The organism is Novibacillus thermophilus (genome assembly GCF_002005165.1).
Lineage (GTDB): Bacteria > Bacillota > Bacilli > Thermoactinomycetales > Novibacillaceae > Novibacillus > Novibacillus thermophilus.
On sequence record NZ_CP019699.1, the window covers coordinates 515,446 to 535,205 of the forward strand.

Consider the following 19,760-nt stretch of genomic DNA (forward strand, 5'->3'; position numbering starts at 1 on the left):
CACACCTTCAGATTCTGATGAAATGTGGTGATACAAACGTCTCGACTATTGCAGCAATGAATGTCAGGACGATGATAATGGCAACGAAATAAACGATCTTTTTGATTTCTTCCACCACGACTTTCTTCTTTAGAATCATCAGAACGACTTTGGAGGGGATATAAAAACCTACAGCAGCTGAAAGCAACATCGCCGGCACTTCGAAAACTCCATGAATGACAAATGCGCTTAGCGCATCCAGCCAAGTATGCTCCGTTCTCAAATGAGAGACGATTAGACCCATTGAAAAAAAGTTCAATACGAGATAAATAAGAGCGTAAATACCTAATGTTATTGGACTAAAAACCACACAGTATAGATTCACTTTCAAATTGTGAAAAAACAGTTCGATGAAAACAGGTGAAGAATCGATTTCTAATCCACTACTAGCTTCTTTCAAATACAGAGGAGAATAATACCCCACCGTGAAAAAGAGACAAGCCAACAACAAAACGACCCGACCTATGTTTTTAAACGAAAACATCCCGAACATCCCGATCTTTTCTTATTTCGGTAACCGTTATCGTTCTTGCATCTTTAATATGAAGGTTGTGGGTAATGACCTGCTGAATTCGATGGTCTTGGGAGTGAGTAGAGAAAATGGTAATCGCTTGTTTCTGTAAGAGATAATCACGAATAAAACGTAACACCACCTTTAACGATTTTTGGTCAAAATTCACAAACGGTTCATCCATCAAAATTAACTGGGGTTCATCCAAATAAGCTGTGACTATTGCCACTTTCTGTTGTGTCCCGAGAGACATGTTCTTAATGAGAACGTGCTCATACTCTGTCAAAGCTAGCTCCTCCAGCAAATTTTGCAGGTAGGTCGGCGGTTGTTTCCTTCCGGAAACGGTCAACAGTAATTCCACCATCTCGGATAATGTTAAGTAAGGATAAAGAAACGGATCATTGGGAATGTATGCTGTCTTTTCGATGTATTTTTCCATACACTGGTCATATTGGTCAGAAGATGTTTGCAAACAAATATCGGCAAAAACAAACTCACCCTCAAAAGATGTTATACCGGCCAAGATATTAAGCAGTGTCGTCTTTCCGATTCCGTTTTTTCCAGTAAGGGACACAAAAGAACCAGCAGGTAACGAAAACGAAACACTCTCGAATACTTTTTTCCCCTGTTCGTAACTTTTATTCAAATGGGTGACCTTTAACATGATCCCTCTCCCTACTCTTAAGATTGAATCGAATCAGTAAACGGTATAAACCGATATATAAAGTCAGTCCGATAAAGCCAAAATAAAGCAGATCATTCCACTGTTGCGTGATATAGAGGACTAACAGGGCCCAGCCAAAATGACAGGAACCCCGAAAAGAATGACCGTGTCCATAAAATTGGTTGTGACCATTTGTGGAGTTAGTGCGACAAACTGTTCAATCGAATACCTTTCCAGTTGATACATTCTCACAATCATGATACGCACCAACAACAGGTAACTGATAGAATAACAAATGATCCCAAGCCACATAGACGCATTGAAAGGATGATACAAGACAACTAAGAGGAATGTCGGCAAGACCGTAAACGGGGCTGTCTTCTTTACCGTCATACGGAAAACTAGGGGAGAAGCGAATTTGTAAAAGTTATACTTTTTTTGCAAATAGTAAGTGGCATACGTGTTTTTTTTCTCCATTAAATCTTCGTACAAGTAATGCGTAAGTAAAATATAAAGCCCATAGGGAGTATAGCAGAACAGCACAAGGATTGCAGATCCGGTTATGTACGGGCGTTCAGACAGCCAAGGATACAGTATAGCTACCAGCAAAGTCAAACCCAAACTACCTAATCGAAATTTAATCAGTCTACCTTGATATTGAAGGGACTTCATTAACAGTTTCTCATACGGAAACTTGGCTGCACTTGTCAAACTTTTACTATGTTCAGCCATGTGCAAGGGGCAGATGTTGCTTTGGGATATCAGTCGGGGAGTCACACTAACCGCTAGATAGACCAAGAGGAATGCCAACAAACTCATCATAGACCAATGACGGGCAGAAATCTTTTGAGTTTCAAAACCCGTAATATCTAGCGGGCTGAATTTGAAAAAAGGGGAATAATCTAATAGCGACAACAGTATAAAGAAAATAATAACAGAAGGAACCACTCCAACCGTCATCGGTAACCACTGGCGTCGATGATGGTACAAAAGAGAATGCAGCAGTAACAGTGCAAGAAAATAATGGATGAACACAATAATAACAACATTTAACCATATCCACCATACAGAACTGAAAGGTACAATGACAGCAAGTAACGTTGACGACAACACCAAGGGCGAAACAGTCAAACACAAGCATTCTTTTGCAATTTCATAAGAAAGTTTTTCAACGACGAACCTCTTTTTTCCATGAAATTTCAACCTCAGCAAAAAGTTTAGCTCTGAATACAAATACTCTATTTTCCCTTGATGGAATCGATGGTTCATCATATACAGGGTGTGAATGACGCTTAGAAAACCAACTATAAAAATGACTTCCATGTAACTGTAAACCAAAAATAACATGATGTAGATCAGTGTAAACAAAGCAATCGTAAAAATGTTCGTAAACTTTGACAAACGCCATAACAACGGGAAAATCCACTTGCGATCCTTTTCCATGAACAAATTAAGAAACGGCGCCAACACAATTTGCAGGGATTCTTTCTGTTTACGGTGGTCCATTAAACGGTCAAGTTGAATATACTGCATCAGCCTGTTCAAAGGGTTTCCCGCCTTTATCCACCAATTAATTTATAAAAGATACGGAAGAGCATTGTGATTCTTCCGTATCTTCCGTCCATTTAGTTACTTTGAAATTAAAAATTCTCCCCATTACAAAGCAATAGCGGCCTGCTTCGACAAGTTTCGAATTGTCGCACGGTAAGCTATTATAGCAGAAGCAGCTGTCAGGCCGATACCCGTAAGAGACATCAATAATCCAACTGTAGAAGCGACATCAATAAACAGCAAAACAACCCCGGCAGCTTGAGCAGATAGACCCGTCAACTCCATAATTCGAGCCATGATACTCCCTCCTTTCCCTACAGCGTTAGAAATATATCATCCGGTTACACGTCTATTCTATTAAATATTTTGTGAACCGTTTGATATATTATATATTCCTAAAATACATTATAGTAAAATATAGATATAATTTCAATAATTTTCCCAATATAATGTTAAACGTCCGTGATATTGTCATATTGTAACGCGTCAGTGAAAATGTCACATATGGGAGAGAACATATTCATGAGCAAACAAGAGCTGAAGCATTACACCGTCATGGACAGATGGATGAAAGGTCTGGTCACAGGAGGTGAAGCTACTGAACTCCTTGGGTTAAGTTACCGCCAGGTTTGTCGCCTCAAAAAACGGGGGCTTCAGGAGGGGAAACTGGAATCATTCACAAAAACAGAGGTCGCAAACCGGCACATGCGCTTTCTGACGATACGCGCCAAAGGTTCCGGATCTCCACCAAAGCGATGCGTCTCAAGGGTGCAATGATGTGCACTTCGCTGAACGACTAGCCAGGCATGAAGGGATTCACGTCAGTCCGTCAACCGTGCGTCGTATTCGCTCTGAGGCCGGCATCAAACCGAAACGCAAACGGCGCCCGCCGAAAGTGCATCGCCCGCGACAGCGCAAACCGCAGCCAGGCATGTTGGTCCAAATGGACGGCAGTCCTCACCCTTGGCTGGAAGATCGGGCAGAACCGATGTCCCTGCTTGCCGCCATTGATGATGCCACCGGTCACATTGTGGCTGCGCTTTTCCGGCCACAAGAAGACACGGAAGGTTATTTCAGGCTCACACAACAGATGATCGAGCAGAAAGGTATTCCGATGAGTGTGTATTCGGATCAACACATGATTTTCCGTTCCCCTCACGAAAAGCAAACGATCGAGCAGGAATTGGCGGGAGAACCCGTTCCGTTGTCGCCATTCGGACAAGCTTTGGAGGAGTTAGGCATAACCCACATCAAGGCCTTAACCCCCCAAGCCAAAGGTCGGATTGAACGGCTGTTTCAAACGCTACAAGACCGTTGGATTGTCGAATTGCGCCTCCGGGGGATTTACACCATTGAGGAGGCCAACACGGTGCTGCAGGAGTTCATCGAAGCCCATAATCCACAGTTTGCTGTTGCGCCACGTGATACGGAAAGTGCCTTTGTCCCCTTAGAACCAGGGCAGTCTTTAGATTTGATTCTTTGCTACCGTGATCAACGGACACTCTCCGCTGGAGAAACGATTGCTTTCGAAGGAAAAACATACAAGATCGACCGGGCAAGTGACCAACAAATGATTCCGATTAAAACGCGTGTCGAAGTGCGAGAAACATTAGACGGAAGACTATTTGTCCGGCACAAAGGGGTGGATTACCCCCTAAAGGAAACCGTACCACCAAAACGCCAGTCGCTGCCAAAACAAAAGGCGAGCTCGGAGAAACAACCTCACAAGCCCGCACTCAATCATCATCGCCTTCGGCAAACCGCACATTTTTTTGCATACATCTGCTACAATGTCTATAGGGTAGACATTGTGCAGGAGAGGATTGCCCATGGACAGTATAAAGGCGTACATGCGTTTTGTGCGCCCGTATACGAAGCAGATTGTGCTTACGCTATTCATAGGGATCTTGAAATTCGGGATCCCTTTACTCATACCTCTGTTACTCAAATACGTCGTTGATGATATCTTGCTGGAAGATCTGCCGAATGCGGTAAAGTTGGAACGTCTCGCATGGGTCATGGCAGGGGCTTTTGTTGTAATTGGCATTTTGAGGGGACCGATTGAGTACTACCGGCAATACTTTGCCCAGTGGATTGCCAGCAAGGTGTTGTACGATATACGGGACCGGCTGTTTGCCCACATTCAGAAACTGTCGTTACGCTACTACAACAATCACAAAGTCGGCGAAATTATTTCCCGGGTCATAAACGACGTCGAACAGACGAAAGATTTCGTCGTCACTGGAATGATGAACATTTGGCTCGACCTCGTCACGTTGCTGATCGCGGTAGGCGTGATGATGTACATTGACGTCAAGTTGACCCTTGTATCGATTGCTATCTTTCCGCTGTACGGTTTTGCCGTTAAGTTTTTTTACCAGCGCTTGCGCATGTATACGCGGGACCGTTCGAAAGCGTTGGCCGCCTTGCAAGGGCATTTGCACGAACGGGTACAGGGCATGTCCGTCGTGCGTTCGTTTAACTTGGAAGACTACGAGCAAGAGCGCTTTAAAGAGCGGAATGGCCACTTTTTGCATAAAGCCTTGGTCCACACGCGGTGGAACGCCCACACGTTTGCTGTGGTGAACACGTTGACCGACATCGCGCCGCTGTTCATGATTGCGTACTCGGGCTACGGAGTCATTCAGGGGACGATCACAGTGGGGACAATGGTCGCCTTTTACGGGTATTTGGAGCGCATTTACGGCCCGTTGCGCCGGTTGGTCAACTCGTCGACGACGCTGACGCAGGCGATCGCGTCGATGGACCGGGTACACGAATTTTTCACAGAACCTTACGATATTACGGACCGGGAGGATGCGCAAGAGGTGCCATTTGTCCGCGGCGAGATCCGGTTTGACAACGTCGGGTTTCGCTATGAAGTAGACGGGGAGCAAGTGTTGCGAAACATTAACCTCACCATCCTCCCTGGGGAAACGGTGGCATTTGTCGGCATGAGCGGTGGGGGAAAATCGTCCCTCGTCAGTTTGGTGCCGCGCTTTTACGACGTGACGGAAGGGCGGGTCTTGATCGACAATGTGGACATTCGCGAGATGACGTTGTCCAGCTTGCGGGATAAAATCGGGATTGTGTTGCAGGACAATATTCTGTTCAGCGGTACAGTGAAGGAAAACATTTTAATGGGAAATCCGGAAGCGGACATGGAGGAGATCGTGGAAGCGGCGAAAGCGGCCAACGCACACGATTTTGTGATGCAGTTGCCCCATGGCTACGACACGGAAATCGGCGAACGCGGGGTGAAACTGTCCGGTGGACAGAAGCAGCGTCTGGCCATTGCCCGTGTATTTTTGAAGGATCCGCGCATTCTCATTTTGGATGAAGCGACGTCGGCCCTCGATATGGAATCGGAACACTTGATTCAGCAGTCACTGGAGAGACTGGCGAAGGACCGGACGACGTTGATTGTCGCCCACCGCTTGTCTACGATAACGCACGCGGACAAAATTTGCCTGATTGAAGACGGTGAAATTCAAGAGTTGGGAACACACGAGGAACTGATGCGGCTCGACGGACATTACGCCCGTTTGTTCAATGTGCAAAATCTGGAGGCAGTTAAGGTGTAGGTGACCCGACACATAACGTGTGGGCGACCCCCCATATAAATAAATTAAACGATTGGAAGGCACCAAAGGGGGTGCGGGGTGATGTCCAGATTCACGTGTGCCGATTGTCGGGCGCACCTCCCACGTTTTCGTGAGCGGACGTTGAGTTGGCGCCTTAGCCGGCAGGTGGTGGCGCATTTGCGCCAGTGCGACGACTGTTTGCGGCGGGCCGAACAGGAAAAAGTGAAACCGGTGTTGTCAGCGGGAACGACTCCTCACACGATGAAACCGCATGCTTCTGGAACCGGACAGGGTTGGGTAACGTGGGGAGTTGTTCTCTTTGTCCTTACGTATGTTGTCGTATCCCTCATTTGCTTCGCGGTTGATCGAGGTACAGAGGAGGCAGTGGAAAAGCGTGTGCGGGACTGGGCGATATTGCGCTATCCCCACGGAGCCTTGGGAGAACGGGAAATTGACTGGACCAGTTGGCTGCCGTACTACAGGCGCGAAGTACACTATCCGCTTTTGGAACAGACCGATACCGGGTCAAACCGTCGCGGCACAGTGGTCGTCACACATCGGGCGTGGCAGCGTCTGGTGGACGTTCGGCTAGATCAAACGGAACCGGCGTTCGTCTTACGTTTGCCTGGAGAAGCTGGGGAGCGTGAGACGGAGTCGACGTGGGCGGCACTGGAGCAACTGCCCCAGTCGGTTCAAGTCGACATGGCTGTTTCCACCCGCCATTTTCTTACACCGCTCGCCATGGCGGACATGTTTGAACGGTACAGCTTCCAGTTGTCCCACATTTACACGTACGGAGGAGAAACGCTGGACGAGAGGCGAATGTTTCCACCCCTCGCTCTCGTGCTGCGGACGCCGCAAGGGGATTTGACGCTCGAGGAAAGTAGGGATACACTGCTGGCGCGACTTCAGTCCGTCGCCCGCCATCCTGTCATCGCAGAGGAACATTCCACCTGGCAAAAGCGCCATGCGTACATGGTCGAGCACGGCTTTCGGGCGTACGGTGCTCTCGTGCGGGGGACGCCTGACGAGTTAATGCGTTTGAGAGAAGTGTTGGAGTTGCAGCAAGCGTTCATTATCCGCATTGACTGGGTATACTGACCGATTGCAGTTATGTTGCCGTTTGGTTGTGAAACTTATAGTACTGTTCCACAGTACGGTTTAATTCTTCCACTTGTTCCCTGTAGTCGTGAATTTTAAACAAGACTGGCAGTACGTGGACGAACAGTGTTTCGTTGTCTTTAAATGCGGCAATCCCTTTTTCAACGGGGAGAATGGGTTCGTCGTACGCCGCATCTTCGTGATTCGCTAAGTGCGGTGTCAATTTTCCTGCATATTTCAAAAAGACCCTTTCTTGAAAAGAGGCCAGTTTTTCCAACTCGGTGCCGACGAGCTGACGTGCCGTTTCATCTGCCTGCAACACGTCGTGGTGTTTTTCCAACAGACGCAGTAAATCGAGACCTTCTTCGCACGTGTGGACCATACTCCGAAACACGACTAACTTTCGGGTGCGGGGGAACACTTTGTGATATTTGTACCGGTTTTCTTCCCGGTGCAAGGTGTACAGTTCTTTCAACTCGGACACGCGTTTTGCAAGTTGCTCTAAATCGGCGCGCACATGGTGTATTTCGCGGTCGGTTTCCACCATAAACCGCAAGTTCAGGGCAATGTTGTCTTGGATGTCGAATAGCTGTTTTCGCAGCCTTTTTTCATAGTGAGGCGGTATGAAAATGTTGATTAAAATGGAGGAAGCCACTCCGATAAATATGAGTAAAAAGCGGTCAGTGGCAATTTCCCAAAAATTGTCAGACGGACTGCTCATAATCGCCAACACGGTGACCATCGCCAGGGGAATACTTTTGTTGAATTTTAACTGTATGTTGAGGCTGGTGGCGACGATGACGCCGAGGGCGATAACGTATGGCTCAGTCCCGAGCAAAACAGCCAAAACAACACCGACGATGGCTCCGACGACGTTTGCCTGTATTTGTTGCAAACTGTTCTGCCAGGAGCGGTAAAGCGACGGCTGGACTGTGACGGTCGCGGCGATCCCGGCAAAAATAATCGGTTCCAGTCCGAGAAACCGGCTGATGTAGAGAGCTAAACCGACGGCGACTCCCGTTTTCAGAATGCGTGCGCCAATTTTCACGTTCAACACCTTTTTGCCATATCGTCAATGACGACTTTGTGAACAAACGTTAAGATATGGGATACTTTTGGCTGTTGCGTATGCTATTAGACGTAATATCAGTATACCGCACCTGTCAATACTTTTCTAAATAGACGTTTATGCCGTTTCCCATTTTATTTTAAACCCGGGATGCGGCGAAACAGTCAACGGCACATGCGCTGAAATGCTTTTTCTACGGCGGAAATCGTCACGTTCACATCTTCTTCTGTATGGGCTAATGTCAAAAACCAGGCTTCGTATTTGGACGGAGCCAAGTAGATCCCCTGCTTCAGCATGAGTTGGTGGAATTGAGCGAAGCGTTCGCTGTCACTTCGTTCCACGGCTCCGTACTCGCGAATCGGCTCGCGGGAAAAGTATACGGTTAGAGCGCCACCTAAGCGGTTAATTTGGACGGGGATGTCGGGGACGTTGTCGGCTGCCTGCCGGATGCCGGATTCCAGCATCGCTCCGAGACGCTCAAGGTGCTCATACGTTTCCGGATGAGAGAGTGTTTCCAGACAGGCAATGCCGGCCGCCATGGACGCCGGGTTGCCGGCCATCGTCCCTGCCTGGTAGACAGGGCCGAGGGGTGCCACGTTGTCCATAATGTCGGCGCGGCCTCCGTATGCGCCGATAGGCAAGCCGCCGCCTATAATTTTGCCTAGTGCCGTCAGGTCGGGGAAGACATTGAGCAGATTTTGCGCTCCCCCGTAATGAAAGCGAAAAGCGGTAATGACTTCATCGTAAATGACGAGGGCACCGGCCTTACGGGTCCATTCGTTCACGGTCTCCAAAAATCCTTCCTCTGGCATGACGATTCCGAAGTTGCCGACAATGGGTTCGACGAGTACGGCTGCGATGTCGTCTCCCCACTGTTTCAGTGCCTGTTTAAACGCGGACAAGTCATTGTACGGGACGGTAATGACGTCTCGAGCGATGCTTTCAGGGATACCGGCACTGTCCGGTACGCCGAGTGTCGACGGGCCAGACCCTGCGGCGACAAGCACCAAGTCGGCGTGGCCGTGGTAACATCCGGAAAACTTTACAATTTTGTCCCGCCCCGTATAAGCGCGTGCGACGCGGATACTGCTCATGACCGCCTCAGTGCCGGAGTTGACAAAACGGATTTTTTCACAAGACGAAATGCTGTCCCGAAGCATGCGTGCCAACTGATTTTCCAACCGGGTCGGTGTGCCGTACAGCACTCCGTTCTCTGCCGCTCGCTGAATGGCCTTTGTCACGTGGGGATGGGCGTGGCCAAGAATGATCGGACCGAAAGCTCCCAAGTAGTCGATGTAGCGGTTGTCGTCTTCGTCCCAGAAATACGCGCCGCGGGCGCGTTTCATAAAAATGGGATAGTCACCGCCGACAGCCTTAAATGAGCGGGACGGACTGTTAACGCCGCCGACGATGACGTCCTGAGCTTCTTGGTACAGTTCTCTGGATTTTTCGTGTCGCATGTGAAAAACACTCCTACTGTCAACAGTTTGCTTGCAGGTGGTGGGCGAATCCCTAGGTGCGATGTACAGGAACTATTGTATCACACGGGAGAAAGTCCGCCGCCTTTATCTGACATTTTTAAAATCGTTGCCTGTCGTCAGCACTACAGACGTTTTTTTCAAAGTGATGTCAAACGTCAGTGAAAATGTCACCTAAATTCTTCTGAGAAAATGTCACGTGTGTAGTCGGCGACGATGGGTTGACAGGGAACGTCTGGCAGTCAAGTGAAAAGGAGGGCGCTGCGGCTCCTCATGAGAGCCGCCTAAAAAAATGTGGGTATCATGTGGAAAAATGGTGCGACTTCTGAATGTTTAATGCAATGAAACAGGGATAGAGAGCCTCTTTATCCCTGTTTCACTGTTAAAAATGTGCTATACGTATTTCTAGTCTCAACTATTTGCAAGATTTTGATATAACGGTTACTCAACTTTCTCACAGTAAATTGGATTTCTAAGCCTTACGGTTAATGGGTTTGTTGGTTGTTTCGAATACTTCTTGACATAAAAATTTGCAAAAAAAAACACCTCAACTTTTGGTATAGTTTAATTGTCCAGAAAAAACATTACCAAAAGCAGGTGAGGTGTCTCTTATTATGATAACGAATAACAGACTGAACAATCAACTACCAAAAGAAGTAAAAGCTATATTTGATGAACTTGAAATCTTAAAATATTTAAGGAAAGTGGGAATTAACAAGGGTTTCGGTTATTCCTGCGCCTATTTATTCCAGCTAGTTTTTAGTTTGGTTTTTGAAGGCAAAAATTTGTTTCGACTTCTTCAAAGTAAAAAAGCTAAAGATTTGCCGGAAAAAAACGCTATTTATCGCTTCTTAAATAACCCTCAATACAATTGGCGCAGGTTTTTACTTGTTTTGAGTACTTTCACCATTATGAAGGTAAGTAGTTTAACGAGACACGACCGTCCGAAAGTGCTGATCGTGGACGACTCATCTTATGAACGAAATCGCAGTAAAAAGGTTGAACTGCTTGCTCGCTGTTTCGATCATTCTTCTCAAAAAATGCGTTATTACAAAGGATTTCGTATGCTTACACTCGGCTGGTCAGATGGTGCTACATTTTTGCCTATTGATTTTGCTTTATTAAGCTCTACGAATTCCCAAATCAATGGGATTGATAACCGAATCGATAAGCGTACATCCGGTTATAAGCGGCGTGTCGAAGCTTTACAAAAAGCGCCGGAAGTTATTCCCAATATGATTAAACGGGCACTTTCTCAAGGAATCGATGCCTCATACGTTTTAATGGATACATGGTTTACCCAACAGCCTTTGATCAAGTCCATTGTGGATCAAGGGTTGGATGTTATTGGAATGGTGAAGGATACAAAACAAAGATATCAAGTGAACGGTGAATGGGTGAGCCTAAAAAAACTATACCAAACAGCTAAACCATCACAACATCAAAAGGGTATTTTGCGCTCTATTCACACAACGATGGCAAATGGCGTACCTGTTAAAGTGGTATTTATCCGTAATCGTAATAAAAAGAGACAGTGGCTAGCTATTTTGAGTACAGACTGTACTTTATCGGATCAAGAAATCATTCGTATTTATGGGATACGTTGGGATATTGAAGTATTCTTCAAAACAGTCAAATCCTTATTGAAACTCCAAAAAGAGTTCCAAGGAAGATCTTATGATTCCATGATCAGCCATACCACTATTGTGTTTACAAGGTACATTGTTTTGTCTTGGCAAAACCGAGTAAGTACAGATTATCGAACATTAGGCGGCATTTTTTATGAACTTTGTGATGAAATCGATGAACTAGATTGGGCCTTTGCACTTCAACTACTCATTGAAATTCTTGAAGATGCACTTCAAAATGTAAATCAAAAGATTAAAAAATTCATCGAAAGTCAATTACGTAAATGGATTGTAGTTTTGCCTAATTATATCAAGGCTTATTTACCAAAATTGAGCTGCGAAAGTTGAGACGGTTATAAATCCTTTTTTTTCATTTTATTCATTTCTTCTTGACGACGGTTACGGAGTACTTTTCTACCTTTTGCCCACTCCTCGATCAATAAAATTAATCCAACAATGAGTAAAACAATATACATAATATTATTTTCGATTCTGTTTGTAATAAACAACCACGTCATAACACCTATAAATGTTACAGGCATAATGACACCCAGTATAAATGGATTTCTAGTAGCCATAAAATACTGAATGGCTGACATCCCCACAATCATGAAGAACACCGTTAACTCTGTCATTTAATTCCCATCCTTTTCTGCTTTATATTTTTTTATAATAAGTCGTGCATCTTCCAATGTTATACGCTCTTCAATGGCAAGTTTTTTTATAAAATCAACTAACGGTTCTGGTTGATTATGGTGGGATATTTTTATTTTTTGGATTAACCTATCTAACCTGAGTCGGACAGTAGGGTAAGATACACCATACTCTTTGGCAAGACTTTTCAAGGAACCAGAATTCACAATAAATTTACGTATAAATTCAATATCCTCGGAATCTAGTGATAAAATCCACGAAGGAATATCTCTTTCACTCATCCACTTCCCTCCTCGCTTCCAATGATAACACAATGTTTTAATAATGTAAATAATTATTGTCCATTATTTTTAATTTCCTTAAACATTATTTAATATAATATTGAACATTATGTTTATAGATGCGTTTATTAACTAAATAATACCATCCCTTTAGAAAGTATAAGGACATACAAACACTTATGTACCAGCATTTTTATGAGGCGAACCATAATTCAACAGATTTGCTATTGGATTTAAAGATTTCAAATTTTTATTCAAAAGTTTTAAATCATTAATTATTGTAGGCATTACTTTAGGTTTAACGTTGGATCTGCTAAGCGAATCAGTCTGTTTCACAGTCAACTTCAGCAATTAGGAATGGAAGATAGACCTATGCGACATTAGCTCGTCCTTTAATACCTTGTGCTCCTTCCGTCAGATATCGTTTTTTTAAACGCAGCAACTGTCGGGTAGAGAGTTCCAACAGCTCTGCCCCTTCCCGAACGGTGAGTGGATGGTCGATGACATTTTTTGACAATATCACTGCCATTTAACATTTTTTCAAAGTGATTGCACTTTTTTGTCTAACAGACTATAATAGGTGTACGGAATCGCATAACGTTTCGAATCCTTCGGGGCAGGGTGAAATTCCCGACCGGCGGTGATGGTGTAGCGACACCTCAGCCCGTGACCCGCGCAAGCGGTGGACTCGGTGAAATTCCGGGGCCGACAGTATAGTCTGGATGGGAGAAGGATGATAACGCGTACGAGTGGGGTAACGCATAGAGGGAGGAGTCTACTCTTTTTAAGAGAGAGTTTGTCCCTGCGTTACGCCTGTTATCTAATGCCCGAAGGAAGCGGAAATCCGCTGACTTCGGGTTTTTTAGATGGCGTACGGTTGTCATCAGATACACAAGTAAGGGAGTGTGTTCATCTGATGCAGCGGTCGTCTTCACACGTGTTAAAGCTTGTCGTGATCTCGCTTTTGTCTGCAGTAGCCTTCATCATGCAGTATTTGGATTTCCCGCTTCCAGCTTTTCCGTCCTTTTTAAAGGTTGACTTCAGCGATGTGCCCGCCCTTGTGGCTGGATTTATCTTTGGCCCGTGGATTGCCGTTCTCGTTCAGCTGATAAAGAACGGACTACACTTTATTTTTACCGGAAGCGAAGCGGGGATCCCCATTGGAGAAATGGCCAATTTTGTCGCCGGGAGTATTTTTGTCGTCTGTACCGTCCTCATAGCGCGGCAAATTTCCGGTCTCAAAGGTCTCTTGGCGGGACTTTTGACGGGGACGCTGATGATGGCTGCTGTGTTGAGTGTGTTGAATTACTTTGTGATTCTTCCGGCTTACGCCTTTTTGATTAACTGGACTGTGGAGGGGCCGGAGAAAACGGCCCTCGTCTTATTCGGCATTGCGCCGTTTAACGTCATAAAGGGACTGTTGATTGCATTCGTGTTCCTTCCCCTTTACGTGCGATTGAAACCGAAATTGGAACAACAGTTTCAAATGATCCGCTGAAGGGCTTGAAGAAGTCCAAACGCGATTCCGTCCGCGGCCGGGACGTCCCGGCCGCTGTTTACGTTGAACGGGGGAAGACCCGGAAATCTCTTGTGTGAAAGTGGAGAACGCTGTATCATATGTGGAGGGTTGTTAGGCGAAAAGGGGTCGTGAAAATGTTCCATACACGCTGTCATAACACAGCGATTGGAGAACGATTCGATGCGAGCTGAACCGAGTGGGCGTTTAGACGTCCGCGCCCTGAAAGTATGGCGCATAACGGGCGGAATTGTTTCTTTGTTCGCCTGGTTGATCGCGATCGGGGTAACGGGTTTAACGATGGCCTTTGACTGGTACTGGATTTTTCCGGCTTTGGCGGGAGCTGGAGCTTTAGTGTTGACCGTTTGCCTCATGGTCATTGTCCCGCCTGTTCGTTGGCGCAGATGGCGGTACGAGGTGAGCGAGCAGGAAGTAGATCTCAAACGCGGGGTCATTGTGATCAAGCGAACGCTGATTCCGATGGCGCGCGTCCAGCACGTTGACACCGAACAAGGGCCGATCTTGCGCCGTTACAACCTTGCGACTGTATCGGTGTCGACGGCAGCGGGCCTTCACGAAATCCCGGCCCTCCCAGTCGAAGAAGCGGACGCCCTGCGTGACAACATTGCAAGACTGGCGGGGATTGCGGATGATGTCTGAACCGCGTCGTCTCCATCCCGCCACAGTCTTGATGTATACATTGAGGTTAGTCCGCCAGTTCATCATCCCCGTTGCACTTTTCGTGTTTTTTCAGGCGAACGGAGAGGACGGTCCAGTCCTCGCCTCCGTCGCCATGGGTGTCGTCTGGTTTGCCGTTGGAGTGATCGTACTTATTGCTGGGTCCGCCGCGTGGGGATACATCGCATGGCGACACTACACGTACCGGATTGAGAACGGCGAGTTTCGCATTGAACACGGCGTGCTCAATAAGAAACGGCGTTATATCCCGCTGGAGCGCATTCAAACCGTTGACTTCGTCGAAGGCATTGTTCACCGCCTGTTCCGTGTGGTGAAAGTGCGGGTCGAGACAGCGGGAGGGACAGAACCGGAGGCGAACCTTGAGGCAGTGGCCCGTCCGGAGGCGGAACAACTTCGGCACTTCTTGAACGCGATGCGTAATGAACCGGACAGTCCATCAGCCTTTGACGGCGCCGCAGCGGGAGAACAAGGTGAAACAGATGGGCAATCTTCCGCAGCCTTCGGAGCCGATTCATGTGAACGGCGCATCACACTGCGGGAATTGCTCATAGCAGGGGTGACATCCGGAAGTGTTGGCGTGATTTTCTCCCTCGTCGGTGGGGCCTTCTCGTTTTTCGACGACTTATTGCCGCTGGACGATGTGGTAGACCGTATCGGAAACTACGTGAGCGGTCAAGTGACAGTTCCGTTTATCGCACTCATCGCCGTCACTGCCCTCGTCGTCGCGTGGCTGGCAGCGACCTTGTCCGTCGCGCTTAAGTTCGGCAATTTTCGCGTCAAGCGGGCGGGAGACTATTTATCGGTTGAGAGAGGCCTACTTGAACGGAGACGTTCGACTCTTCCAATCAAGCGGATCCAGTCGGTGCGGCTGGTAGAAGGTGTTTTGCGGCAGCCTTTCGGGTACGTCACGGTTCACGTCGTCAGCGCGGGTTACGGAGGCAGTGGGAGTGATTCATACGAAGAAGATGCGACGGTCATTTTTCCATTAATGGCCAAAAAGGACGTCGTTCCGTTTTTAGACCGTTTTGTACCGGAGTTTGCCCCGGAAGATGTGAAGTTAGAACGCTTGCCGCGTCGGGCGTGGCGCCGTTTTGTCGTTCCTGGGGTCGCGGTGTCCGCGTTGGTTGCTCTGTTGCTGTCTTATTTTTTCGATCCGTGGGGATGGCTGTCGTGGATACTTGTTCCTTTGGCAGTCGGTTACGGAACGATGTGCTACTCTGACGAAGGGTGGCACCTGGCGTACCATCACTTAGTCGTGCGCTCCCGGAGCATCGCCCGGACGACAGCTGTTGTGACGCGCCGACGGATTCAGTCCAGCACACTAAAACAGTCGCCGTTCCAGCTGAAAGCCGACCTTGCGACGTTTCAGGTGAATGTCGCTTCCGGTTCGACGGGAAAACGATTCAGCGTGAGGCACGTCGATCGGCGTGACGGCGAGCGTTTGCTAGAATGGGCGAGTCATCGTCGGAACCGCCAGGTAAAACGAAGCTGACCACATGCTAAAAGCGGTCAGCTTTTTTAGTGCGAACCATCCCCTTTGCTACAAGAACTAATACGGCCTCCACCTCACCTTCTGAGCTTCCTTGTAACGCTTGTTGACATTTTCCCAGTTGACGACATGCCACCACGCTTTAATGTAATCCTTTCGGTTGTTGTTGTACTTTAAATAATAAGCGTGCTCCCACACGTCCAGGACGAGCAGCGGGATGATGTCCTGCTGGGACAAGTTTTGGTGCTTTTCCACTTGCAAAATTTCCACCCGGTGCGAGCGCGGGGCCCAGACGAGCATAGCCCAACCTCCACCCTCAACTTTGTCGGCAGCGTGGGAGAAGTGCTGTTTGAATTTGTGAAAACTGCCGAACGTGCGGTTGATTTCCCGGGCAATCTCCCCTTGCGCTTGCCCTCCTCCCTTCGGTTTCATGTTATGCCAGAATATGGTGTGCAAATAGTGGCCAGCCCCGTTAAACGCTGCTTCCCGCTCCCAATGTTTAATGAGGGAAAAATTTCCGCTGCGCCGCGCTTTGGCCATTTCTTTTTCTGCTTTATTCAATCCTTCGACATACGATCGGTGGTGTCTGTCGTGATGCAAACGCATCGTTTTTTCATCAATGTGCGGTTCTAGCGCGTCGTACGGATAAGGAAGTGGCGGCAACACATGCTCCCCGATTGGGACGGGTTCTAACGTTACATCCCTTCTTTTTTCACCTTCCGTTTGGGCCTCTTCTCCTGCCTTCGCATCGTTCTCGTTTGCGTAGCTTGCCGTTATCGCCCTTTGCTCCAACAGCCGATCTTGCAAAAAGCGGGAAAAGTGGTAGTGCAATTGATGCGATTGTTGCAGCAAATAAGATGAGGGGTACGGTGGTTGACGGTGAAAGGACCCTTGAACGGAGGCGGATCTTTGCTGTTTTGCGCTTTGCCTCAACTGTTCGAAACGCTTTTGCCACTTTGCGTACTGTTCCTTCTTTTCAGGAGAGTCAGCTGCTTCGTTCTGTAAGATAGCGATGTACTGTTCCTGGTTACGGCTCCACTGCTCAATTTGGTAAAGGGATTCGTGTTCCCGTACCGGGTCGCCCATCGGATACAACGGATTACCTCCTTTCTGGTTAAAAGCCTATACCTCTACTGTATGCAGCGAACAGGGAGATGGGGATCACAAATTAAATTGACCGTTAGGTCAATAAGAGTACACATTTTGAAAATGTTACTTTACTGTAGCCATTGATTCCGACTAAACTGTTTTTAGGGTCATTGTGTTAAAAAAAAAGCGAGGTTCATGCGATGAAACTGTTAACTTTTCGCCAAGGTGAGAGGTTGGCATTGGGGATCAAAACAGACCGAGGGATCTTGCCTGTTCCTGACCGTGAGGGGATGGATGCTGGCCATACCGTGAAACAGTTGATCGAAAAAGGCGAGGCAGGGTTAGACGAACTAAACCGGCTGCTTGACGAGGCGGCAGGGAAAGGTGTGGAATATTTAAACGAAGCCGAACTGGACTTGGGACCGTGTGTACCAGGGCCTGGCAAAATCGTGTGTGTCGGTCTCAACTACCGCAAACACGCGGAAGAATCCAACATGGATATTCCAAAGCATCCGATTTTGTTCAACAAGTACAACAACTCCCTCGCCGGACACGGAGACCGGATTGCGTTGCCCGCTGATTCCGATCAAGTCGATTACGAGGCTGAGCTCGCCATCGTCATCGGACGTACAGCGAAGAACGTCTCCAAAGAGAATGCCCTGGACTACGTGTTCGGCTATTGTGCTGCAAACGATCTGTCCGCCCGCGATTTGCAATTCAGGTCACAGCAGTGGTTGCTCGGCAAGTCCCTCGACGGTTTTTGTCCCTTAGGACCGTATTTGGTGACGGCGGATGAAGTGGGCAATCCGAACGACTTGAACATTCGCTGTATGGTTAACGGAGAAATGCGGCAGCAGTCGAATACGTCGGATATGATTTTTCACTGCGACGACATCGTCAGCTACATCTCCCGCTACATGACGCTCGCCCCGGGCGACGTTATTTTAACCGGAACACCTGAAGGGGTCGTATTGGGCTATCCCGAAGCGGAGCGGGTCTGGTTGAAGGACGGGGATGAAGTCACCGTCGAAATCGAGGGGCTGGGCCGTCTACGCAATGTCATGGTGGCTGAGGAAACATAACGCCAGAAAAAACCTCCCGTAGAAAGATCGCACTACGGAGTTGTCAAAAAAGCAAACTGGAGACCAAACGTCGTGGCATTGTGGGAACAGGCCGTGCTGTGGAAGTGTTTAAATAGTCCTCTGGAGTCAATCGGGTGGAGAGAAACGGTTTGTTTTTCTCCACCTGAGTTGTATGGTGCACCGAAAACAGGAACGACATGGAAAAGATGACGAGAATGATAAGACGCTTTCCAGTTTGAACACGTTTTATTTATTCTTTTTGTCGCCGCTAGCCGTACAACTCCCGCATCCATTCCACAAGATTTTTTCCCTTCGTTTCGCGGATGTCTTCCACATCAGCCACTTTGAGCACCTTTCCATCGCGAATGACGGCTACCGTGTCGATCACCTGTTCCAGCTCTTGAATTTCGTGTGTGGAGACGATAAGGGTTTGTCGCGATAAATCGAGGAAAGACAGTAAGCTTTCCGCTACCGCTTCACGAACGAATGGATCGAGGCCGGAGAGCGGTTCGTCCAATAGCACGAACGGCGCATTCCGGGCGAGGGTGACCGTCATTTTCAGGCGGGCGACTCCACCTTTGGACAAATGCTTCACCCGTTGTTGCGGCTTCAAGGACATAAAGCGCATCAACTTTTCCGCTTTTTCCCGGTCGAAATCAGGGAACTGGCTAGCAAAGAATGCAATCGTCTCGCGAACCGTGAAACAATCGTACAACTCCTCCCGCTCTGATAGATAGGCGACTTTCTTGCTCGCTTTTCGTGTGACGGGTCCCCCGTCTATCGTTATGTTCCCTCGCGTCGGACTCACAAGCCCGGCCATCAGCTTCAGCAGAGTGGACTTGCCACTCCCGTTTTCCCCGATGATCCCAATGATATTCCCTGGATGAAACGTGACCGTCACATCGTCCAATGCCACTTTTCTTAAGTACCGTTTTGTCACGTGCTCGAGCTTAATCATCGACTTCCTCCTCCCACATTCGCTTTACACTCTCCTTCATCTCCTGAAGGGTAAACCCCATTTCCCGCATATCCCGTACGAATGTTGCAACGTACTCCTGTTTCAGCGTTTCGCGCAATCTCTGGATGATCTCGTCGTCTTCGATGACGAACGTTCCTTGTCCGCGCCGCACTTCTACCACTCCTTCTTGTTCAAGCTCGCGATACGTACGCTGCACTGTATTTGGATTGACGGTATACCGAATCGCCAGTTCTCTGACGGAAGGCAGCTTGTCTCCCGGGCGGAGCTGTCCGCGCACAATTTGCTTTTTCAATAAATCAGCCAACTGGGTGTAAATCGGTTGCGAAGTCAGGAATGATTCCATGTG

The 19,760-nt window shown here is 47.7% G+C and carries 19 protein-coding genes, 1 pseudogene and 1 riboswitch; of the genes and pseudogenes, 8 read left to right on the forward strand and 12 right to left on the reverse strand.

Annotation, left to right across the window (positions count from 1 at the left end; all coding sequences use genetic code 11):
* Positions 1-7: 7 nt before the first annotated feature.
* From B0W44_RS02640 to B0W44_RS02655, 4 genes are all read right to left on the reverse strand, one after another.
* Positions 8-523: a stage II sporulation protein M gene (locus B0W44_RS02640; RefSeq protein ID WP_169835388.1), complete on the reverse strand. Its 516-nt coding sequence runs from the start codon at positions 521-523 to the stop codon at positions 8-10.
* Positions 510-1,214: an ABC transporter ATP-binding protein gene (locus B0W44_RS02645; RefSeq protein ID WP_077718650.1), complete on the reverse strand. Its 705-nt coding sequence runs from the start codon at positions 1,212-1,214 to the stop codon at positions 510-512. The genes B0W44_RS02640 and B0W44_RS02645 overlap by 14 nt, the downstream gene beginning before the upstream one ends.
* Positions 1,215-1,334: 120 nt before the next feature.
* Positions 1,335-2,657 (reverse strand): hypothetical protein, encoded by a 1,323-nt coding sequence (locus tag B0W44_RS02650; protein ID WP_169835389.1) that lies wholly within the window; start codon positions 2,655-2,657, stop codon positions 1,335-1,337.
* 213 nt (positions 2,658-2,870) lie between these two features.
* A complete protein-coding gene (locus B0W44_RS02655) occupies positions 2,871-3,062 on the reverse strand; it encodes a hypothetical protein (RefSeq protein ID WP_077718652.1) in 192 nt (63 codons plus the stop codon).
* 225 nt (positions 3,063-3,287) lie between these two features.
* Between B0W44_RS02655 and B0W44_RS02660 the strand changes: the two are divergent.
* From B0W44_RS02660 to B0W44_RS02670, 3 genes and pseudogenes are all read left to right on the forward strand, one after another.
* Positions 3,288-4,509: pseudogene (locus B0W44_RS02660) on the forward strand (ISNCY family transposase); the annotation flags it as partial.
* A gap of 85 nt (positions 4,510-4,594) precedes the next feature.
* A complete protein-coding gene (locus B0W44_RS02665; protein WP_077718653.1) occupies positions 4,595-6,349 on the forward strand; it encodes an ABC transporter ATP-binding protein in 1,755 nt (584 codons plus the stop codon).
* 81 nt (positions 6,350-6,430) lie between these two features.
* Positions 6,431-7,450, forward strand: a complete 1,020-nt coding sequence (locus tag B0W44_RS02670) for an anti sigma factor C-terminal domain-containing protein (protein ID WP_077718654.1) — start codon at positions 6,431-6,433, stop codon at positions 7,448-7,450.
* 10 nt (positions 7,451-7,460) lie between these two features.
* On the opposite strand, the gene B0W44_RS02675 is transcribed toward B0W44_RS02670, so the two are convergent.
* On the reverse strand, positions 7,461-8,507 hold the full coding sequence (locus B0W44_RS02675) for an FUSC family protein (protein ID WP_077718655.1): 1,047 nt from the start codon (positions 8,505-8,507) through the stop codon (positions 7,461-7,463).
* Positions 8,508-8,683: 176 nt separating this feature from the next.
* A complete protein-coding gene (locus B0W44_RS02680; RefSeq protein ID WP_077718656.1) occupies positions 8,684-9,979 on the reverse strand; it encodes a glutamate-1-semialdehyde 2,1-aminomutase in 1,296 nt (431 codons plus the stop codon).
* Between the two features lie 632 nt (positions 9,980-10,611).
* Here B0W44_RS02680 and B0W44_RS02685 point away from each other — a divergent pair.
* On the forward strand, positions 10,612-11,973 hold the full coding sequence (locus tag B0W44_RS02685; protein ID WP_077718657.1) for an IS4 family transposase: 1,362 nt from the start codon (positions 10,612-10,614) through the stop codon (positions 11,971-11,973).
* Positions 11,974-11,978: 5 nt separating this feature from the next.
* On the opposite strand, the gene B0W44_RS02690 is transcribed toward B0W44_RS02685, so the two are convergent.
* From B0W44_RS02690 to B0W44_RS17980, 3 genes are all read right to left on the reverse strand, one after another.
* On the reverse strand, positions 11,979-12,260 hold the full coding sequence (locus B0W44_RS02690; protein ID WP_077718658.1) for a hypothetical protein: 282 nt from the start codon (positions 12,258-12,260) through the stop codon (positions 11,979-11,981).
* Positions 12,261-12,560, reverse strand: a complete 300-nt coding sequence (locus B0W44_RS02695) for a DUF2089 family protein (RefSeq protein ID WP_077718659.1) — start codon at positions 12,558-12,560, stop codon at positions 12,261-12,263.
* A gap of 370 nt (positions 12,561-12,930) precedes the next feature.
* Positions 12,931-13,089, reverse strand: coding sequence for a hypothetical protein (locus B0W44_RS17980; RefSeq protein ID WP_169835390.1), 159 nt, complete (start codon positions 13,087-13,089; stop codon positions 12,931-12,933).
* A gap of 74 nt (positions 13,090-13,163) precedes the next feature.
* Positions 13,164-13,298, forward strand: a riboswitch (FMN riboswitch).
* A 178-nt stretch (positions 13,299-13,476) separates the two neighbouring features.
* Between B0W44_RS17980 and B0W44_RS02700 the strand changes: the two genes are divergently transcribed.
* From B0W44_RS02700 to B0W44_RS02710, 3 genes are all read left to right on the forward strand, one after another.
* Positions 13,477-14,058 carry an ECF transporter S component gene (locus tag B0W44_RS02700; RefSeq protein ID WP_077718660.1) on the forward strand — a complete coding sequence of 194 codons (582 nt, stop codon included), beginning with the start codon at positions 13,477-13,479 and terminating at the stop codon, positions 14,056-14,058.
* 201 nt (positions 14,059-14,259) lie between these two features.
* Positions 14,260-14,736: a PH domain-containing protein gene (locus B0W44_RS02705; protein ID WP_077718661.1), complete on the forward strand. Its 477-nt coding sequence runs from the start codon at positions 14,260-14,262 to the stop codon at positions 14,734-14,736.
* A complete protein-coding gene (locus tag B0W44_RS02710) occupies positions 14,693-16,267 on the forward strand; it encodes a PH domain-containing protein (RefSeq protein ID WP_149026911.1) in 1,575 nt (524 codons plus the stop codon). Before B0W44_RS02705 ends, B0W44_RS02710 begins: the two co-directional genes overlap by 44 nt.
* A gap of 57 nt (positions 16,268-16,324) precedes the next feature.
* Here the strand turns inward: B0W44_RS02710 and B0W44_RS02715 are convergent, their stop codons facing one another.
* Positions 16,325-17,350, reverse strand: a complete 1,026-nt coding sequence (locus B0W44_RS02715) for a superoxide dismutase (RefSeq protein ID WP_077721224.1) — start codon at positions 17,348-17,350, stop codon at positions 16,325-16,327.
* Between the two features lie 203 nt (positions 17,351-17,553).
* On the opposite strand from B0W44_RS02715, the gene B0W44_RS02720 reads away from it, so the two are divergent.
* Positions 17,554-18,435, forward strand: coding sequence for a fumarylacetoacetate hydrolase family protein (locus B0W44_RS02720; RefSeq protein WP_077718663.1), 882 nt, complete (start codon positions 17,554-17,556; stop codon positions 18,433-18,435).
* Positions 18,436-18,703: 268 nt separating this feature from the next.
* Here the strand turns inward: B0W44_RS02720 and B0W44_RS02725 are convergent, their stop codons facing one another.
* Together B0W44_RS02725 and B0W44_RS02730 are read right to left on the reverse strand one after the other, a co-directional pair.
* Positions 18,704-19,393 (reverse strand): ABC transporter ATP-binding protein, encoded by a 690-nt coding sequence (locus B0W44_RS02725; protein WP_077718664.1) that lies wholly within the window; start codon positions 19,391-19,393, stop codon positions 18,704-18,706.
* Positions 19,386-19,757 (reverse strand): GntR family transcriptional regulator, encoded by a 372-nt coding sequence (locus B0W44_RS02730; protein WP_077718665.1) that lies wholly within the window; start codon positions 19,755-19,757, stop codon positions 19,386-19,388. Before B0W44_RS02730 ends, B0W44_RS02725 begins: the two co-directional genes overlap by 8 nt.
* Between the last annotated feature and the right edge of the window lie 3 nt (positions 19,758-19,760).

Excerpts from the sequence above, each read along its gene's own strand:
- B0W44_RS02640 (WP_169835388.1), bottom strand. The coding sequence starts at position 523 with ATGTTTTCGTTTAAAAACATAGGTCGGGTCGTTTTGTTGTTGGCTTGT.
- B0W44_RS02645 (WP_077718650.1), bottom strand. The coding sequence starts at position 1,214 with ATGTTAAAGGTCACCCATTTGAATAAAAGTTACGAACAGGGGAAAAAA.
- B0W44_RS02650 (WP_169835389.1), bottom strand. The coding sequence starts at position 2,657 with ATGGAAAAGGATCGCAAGTGGATTTTCCCGTTGTTATGGCGTTTGTCA.
- B0W44_RS02655 (WP_077718652.1), bottom strand. The coding sequence starts at position 3,062 with ATGGCTCGAATTATGGAGTTGACGGGTCTATCTGCTCAAGCTGCCGGG.
- B0W44_RS02665 (WP_077718653.1), top strand. The coding sequence starts at position 4,595 with ATGGACAGTATAAAGGCGTACATGCGTTTTGTGCGCCCGTATACGAAG.
- B0W44_RS02670 (WP_077718654.1), top strand. The coding sequence starts at position 6,431 with ATGTCCAGATTCACGTGTGCCGATTGTCGGGCGCACCTCCCACGTTTT.
- B0W44_RS02680 (WP_077718656.1), bottom strand. The coding sequence starts at position 9,979 with ATGCGACACGAAAAATCCAGAGAACTGTACCAAGAAGCTCAGGACGTC.
- B0W44_RS02685 (WP_077718657.1), top strand. The coding sequence starts at position 10,612 with ATGATAACGAATAACAGACTGAACAATCAACTACCAAAAGAAGTAAAA.
- B0W44_RS02690 (WP_077718658.1), bottom strand. The coding sequence starts at position 12,260 with ATGACAGAGTTAACGGTGTTCTTCATGATTGTGGGGATGTCAGCCATT.
- B0W44_RS02695 (WP_077718659.1), bottom strand. The coding sequence starts at position 12,560 with ATGAGTGAAAGAGATATTCCTTCGTGGATTTTATCACTAGATTCCGAG.
- B0W44_RS17980 (WP_169835390.1), bottom strand. The coding sequence starts at position 13,089 with ATGGCAGTGATATTGTCAAAAAATGTCATCGACCATCCACTCACCGTT.
- B0W44_RS02700 (WP_077718660.1), top strand. The coding sequence starts at position 13,477 with ATGCAGCGGTCGTCTTCACACGTGTTAAAGCTTGTCGTGATCTCGCTT.
- B0W44_RS02705 (WP_077718661.1), top strand. The coding sequence starts at position 14,260 with ATGCGAGCTGAACCGAGTGGGCGTTTAGACGTCCGCGCCCTGAAAGTA.
- B0W44_RS02715 (WP_077721224.1), bottom strand. The coding sequence starts at position 17,350 with ATGGGCGACCCGGTACGGGAACACGAATCCCTTTACCAAATTGAGCAG.
- B0W44_RS02720 (WP_077718663.1), top strand. The coding sequence starts at position 17,554 with ATGAAACTGTTAACTTTTCGCCAAGGTGAGAGGTTGGCATTGGGGATC.
- B0W44_RS02725 (WP_077718664.1), bottom strand. The coding sequence starts at position 19,393 with ATGATTAAGCTCGAGCACGTGACAAAACGGTACTTAAGAAAAGTGGCA.
- B0W44_RS02730 (WP_077718665.1), bottom strand. The coding sequence starts at position 19,757 with ATGGAATCATTCCTGACTTCGCAACCGATTTACACCCAGTTGGCTGAT.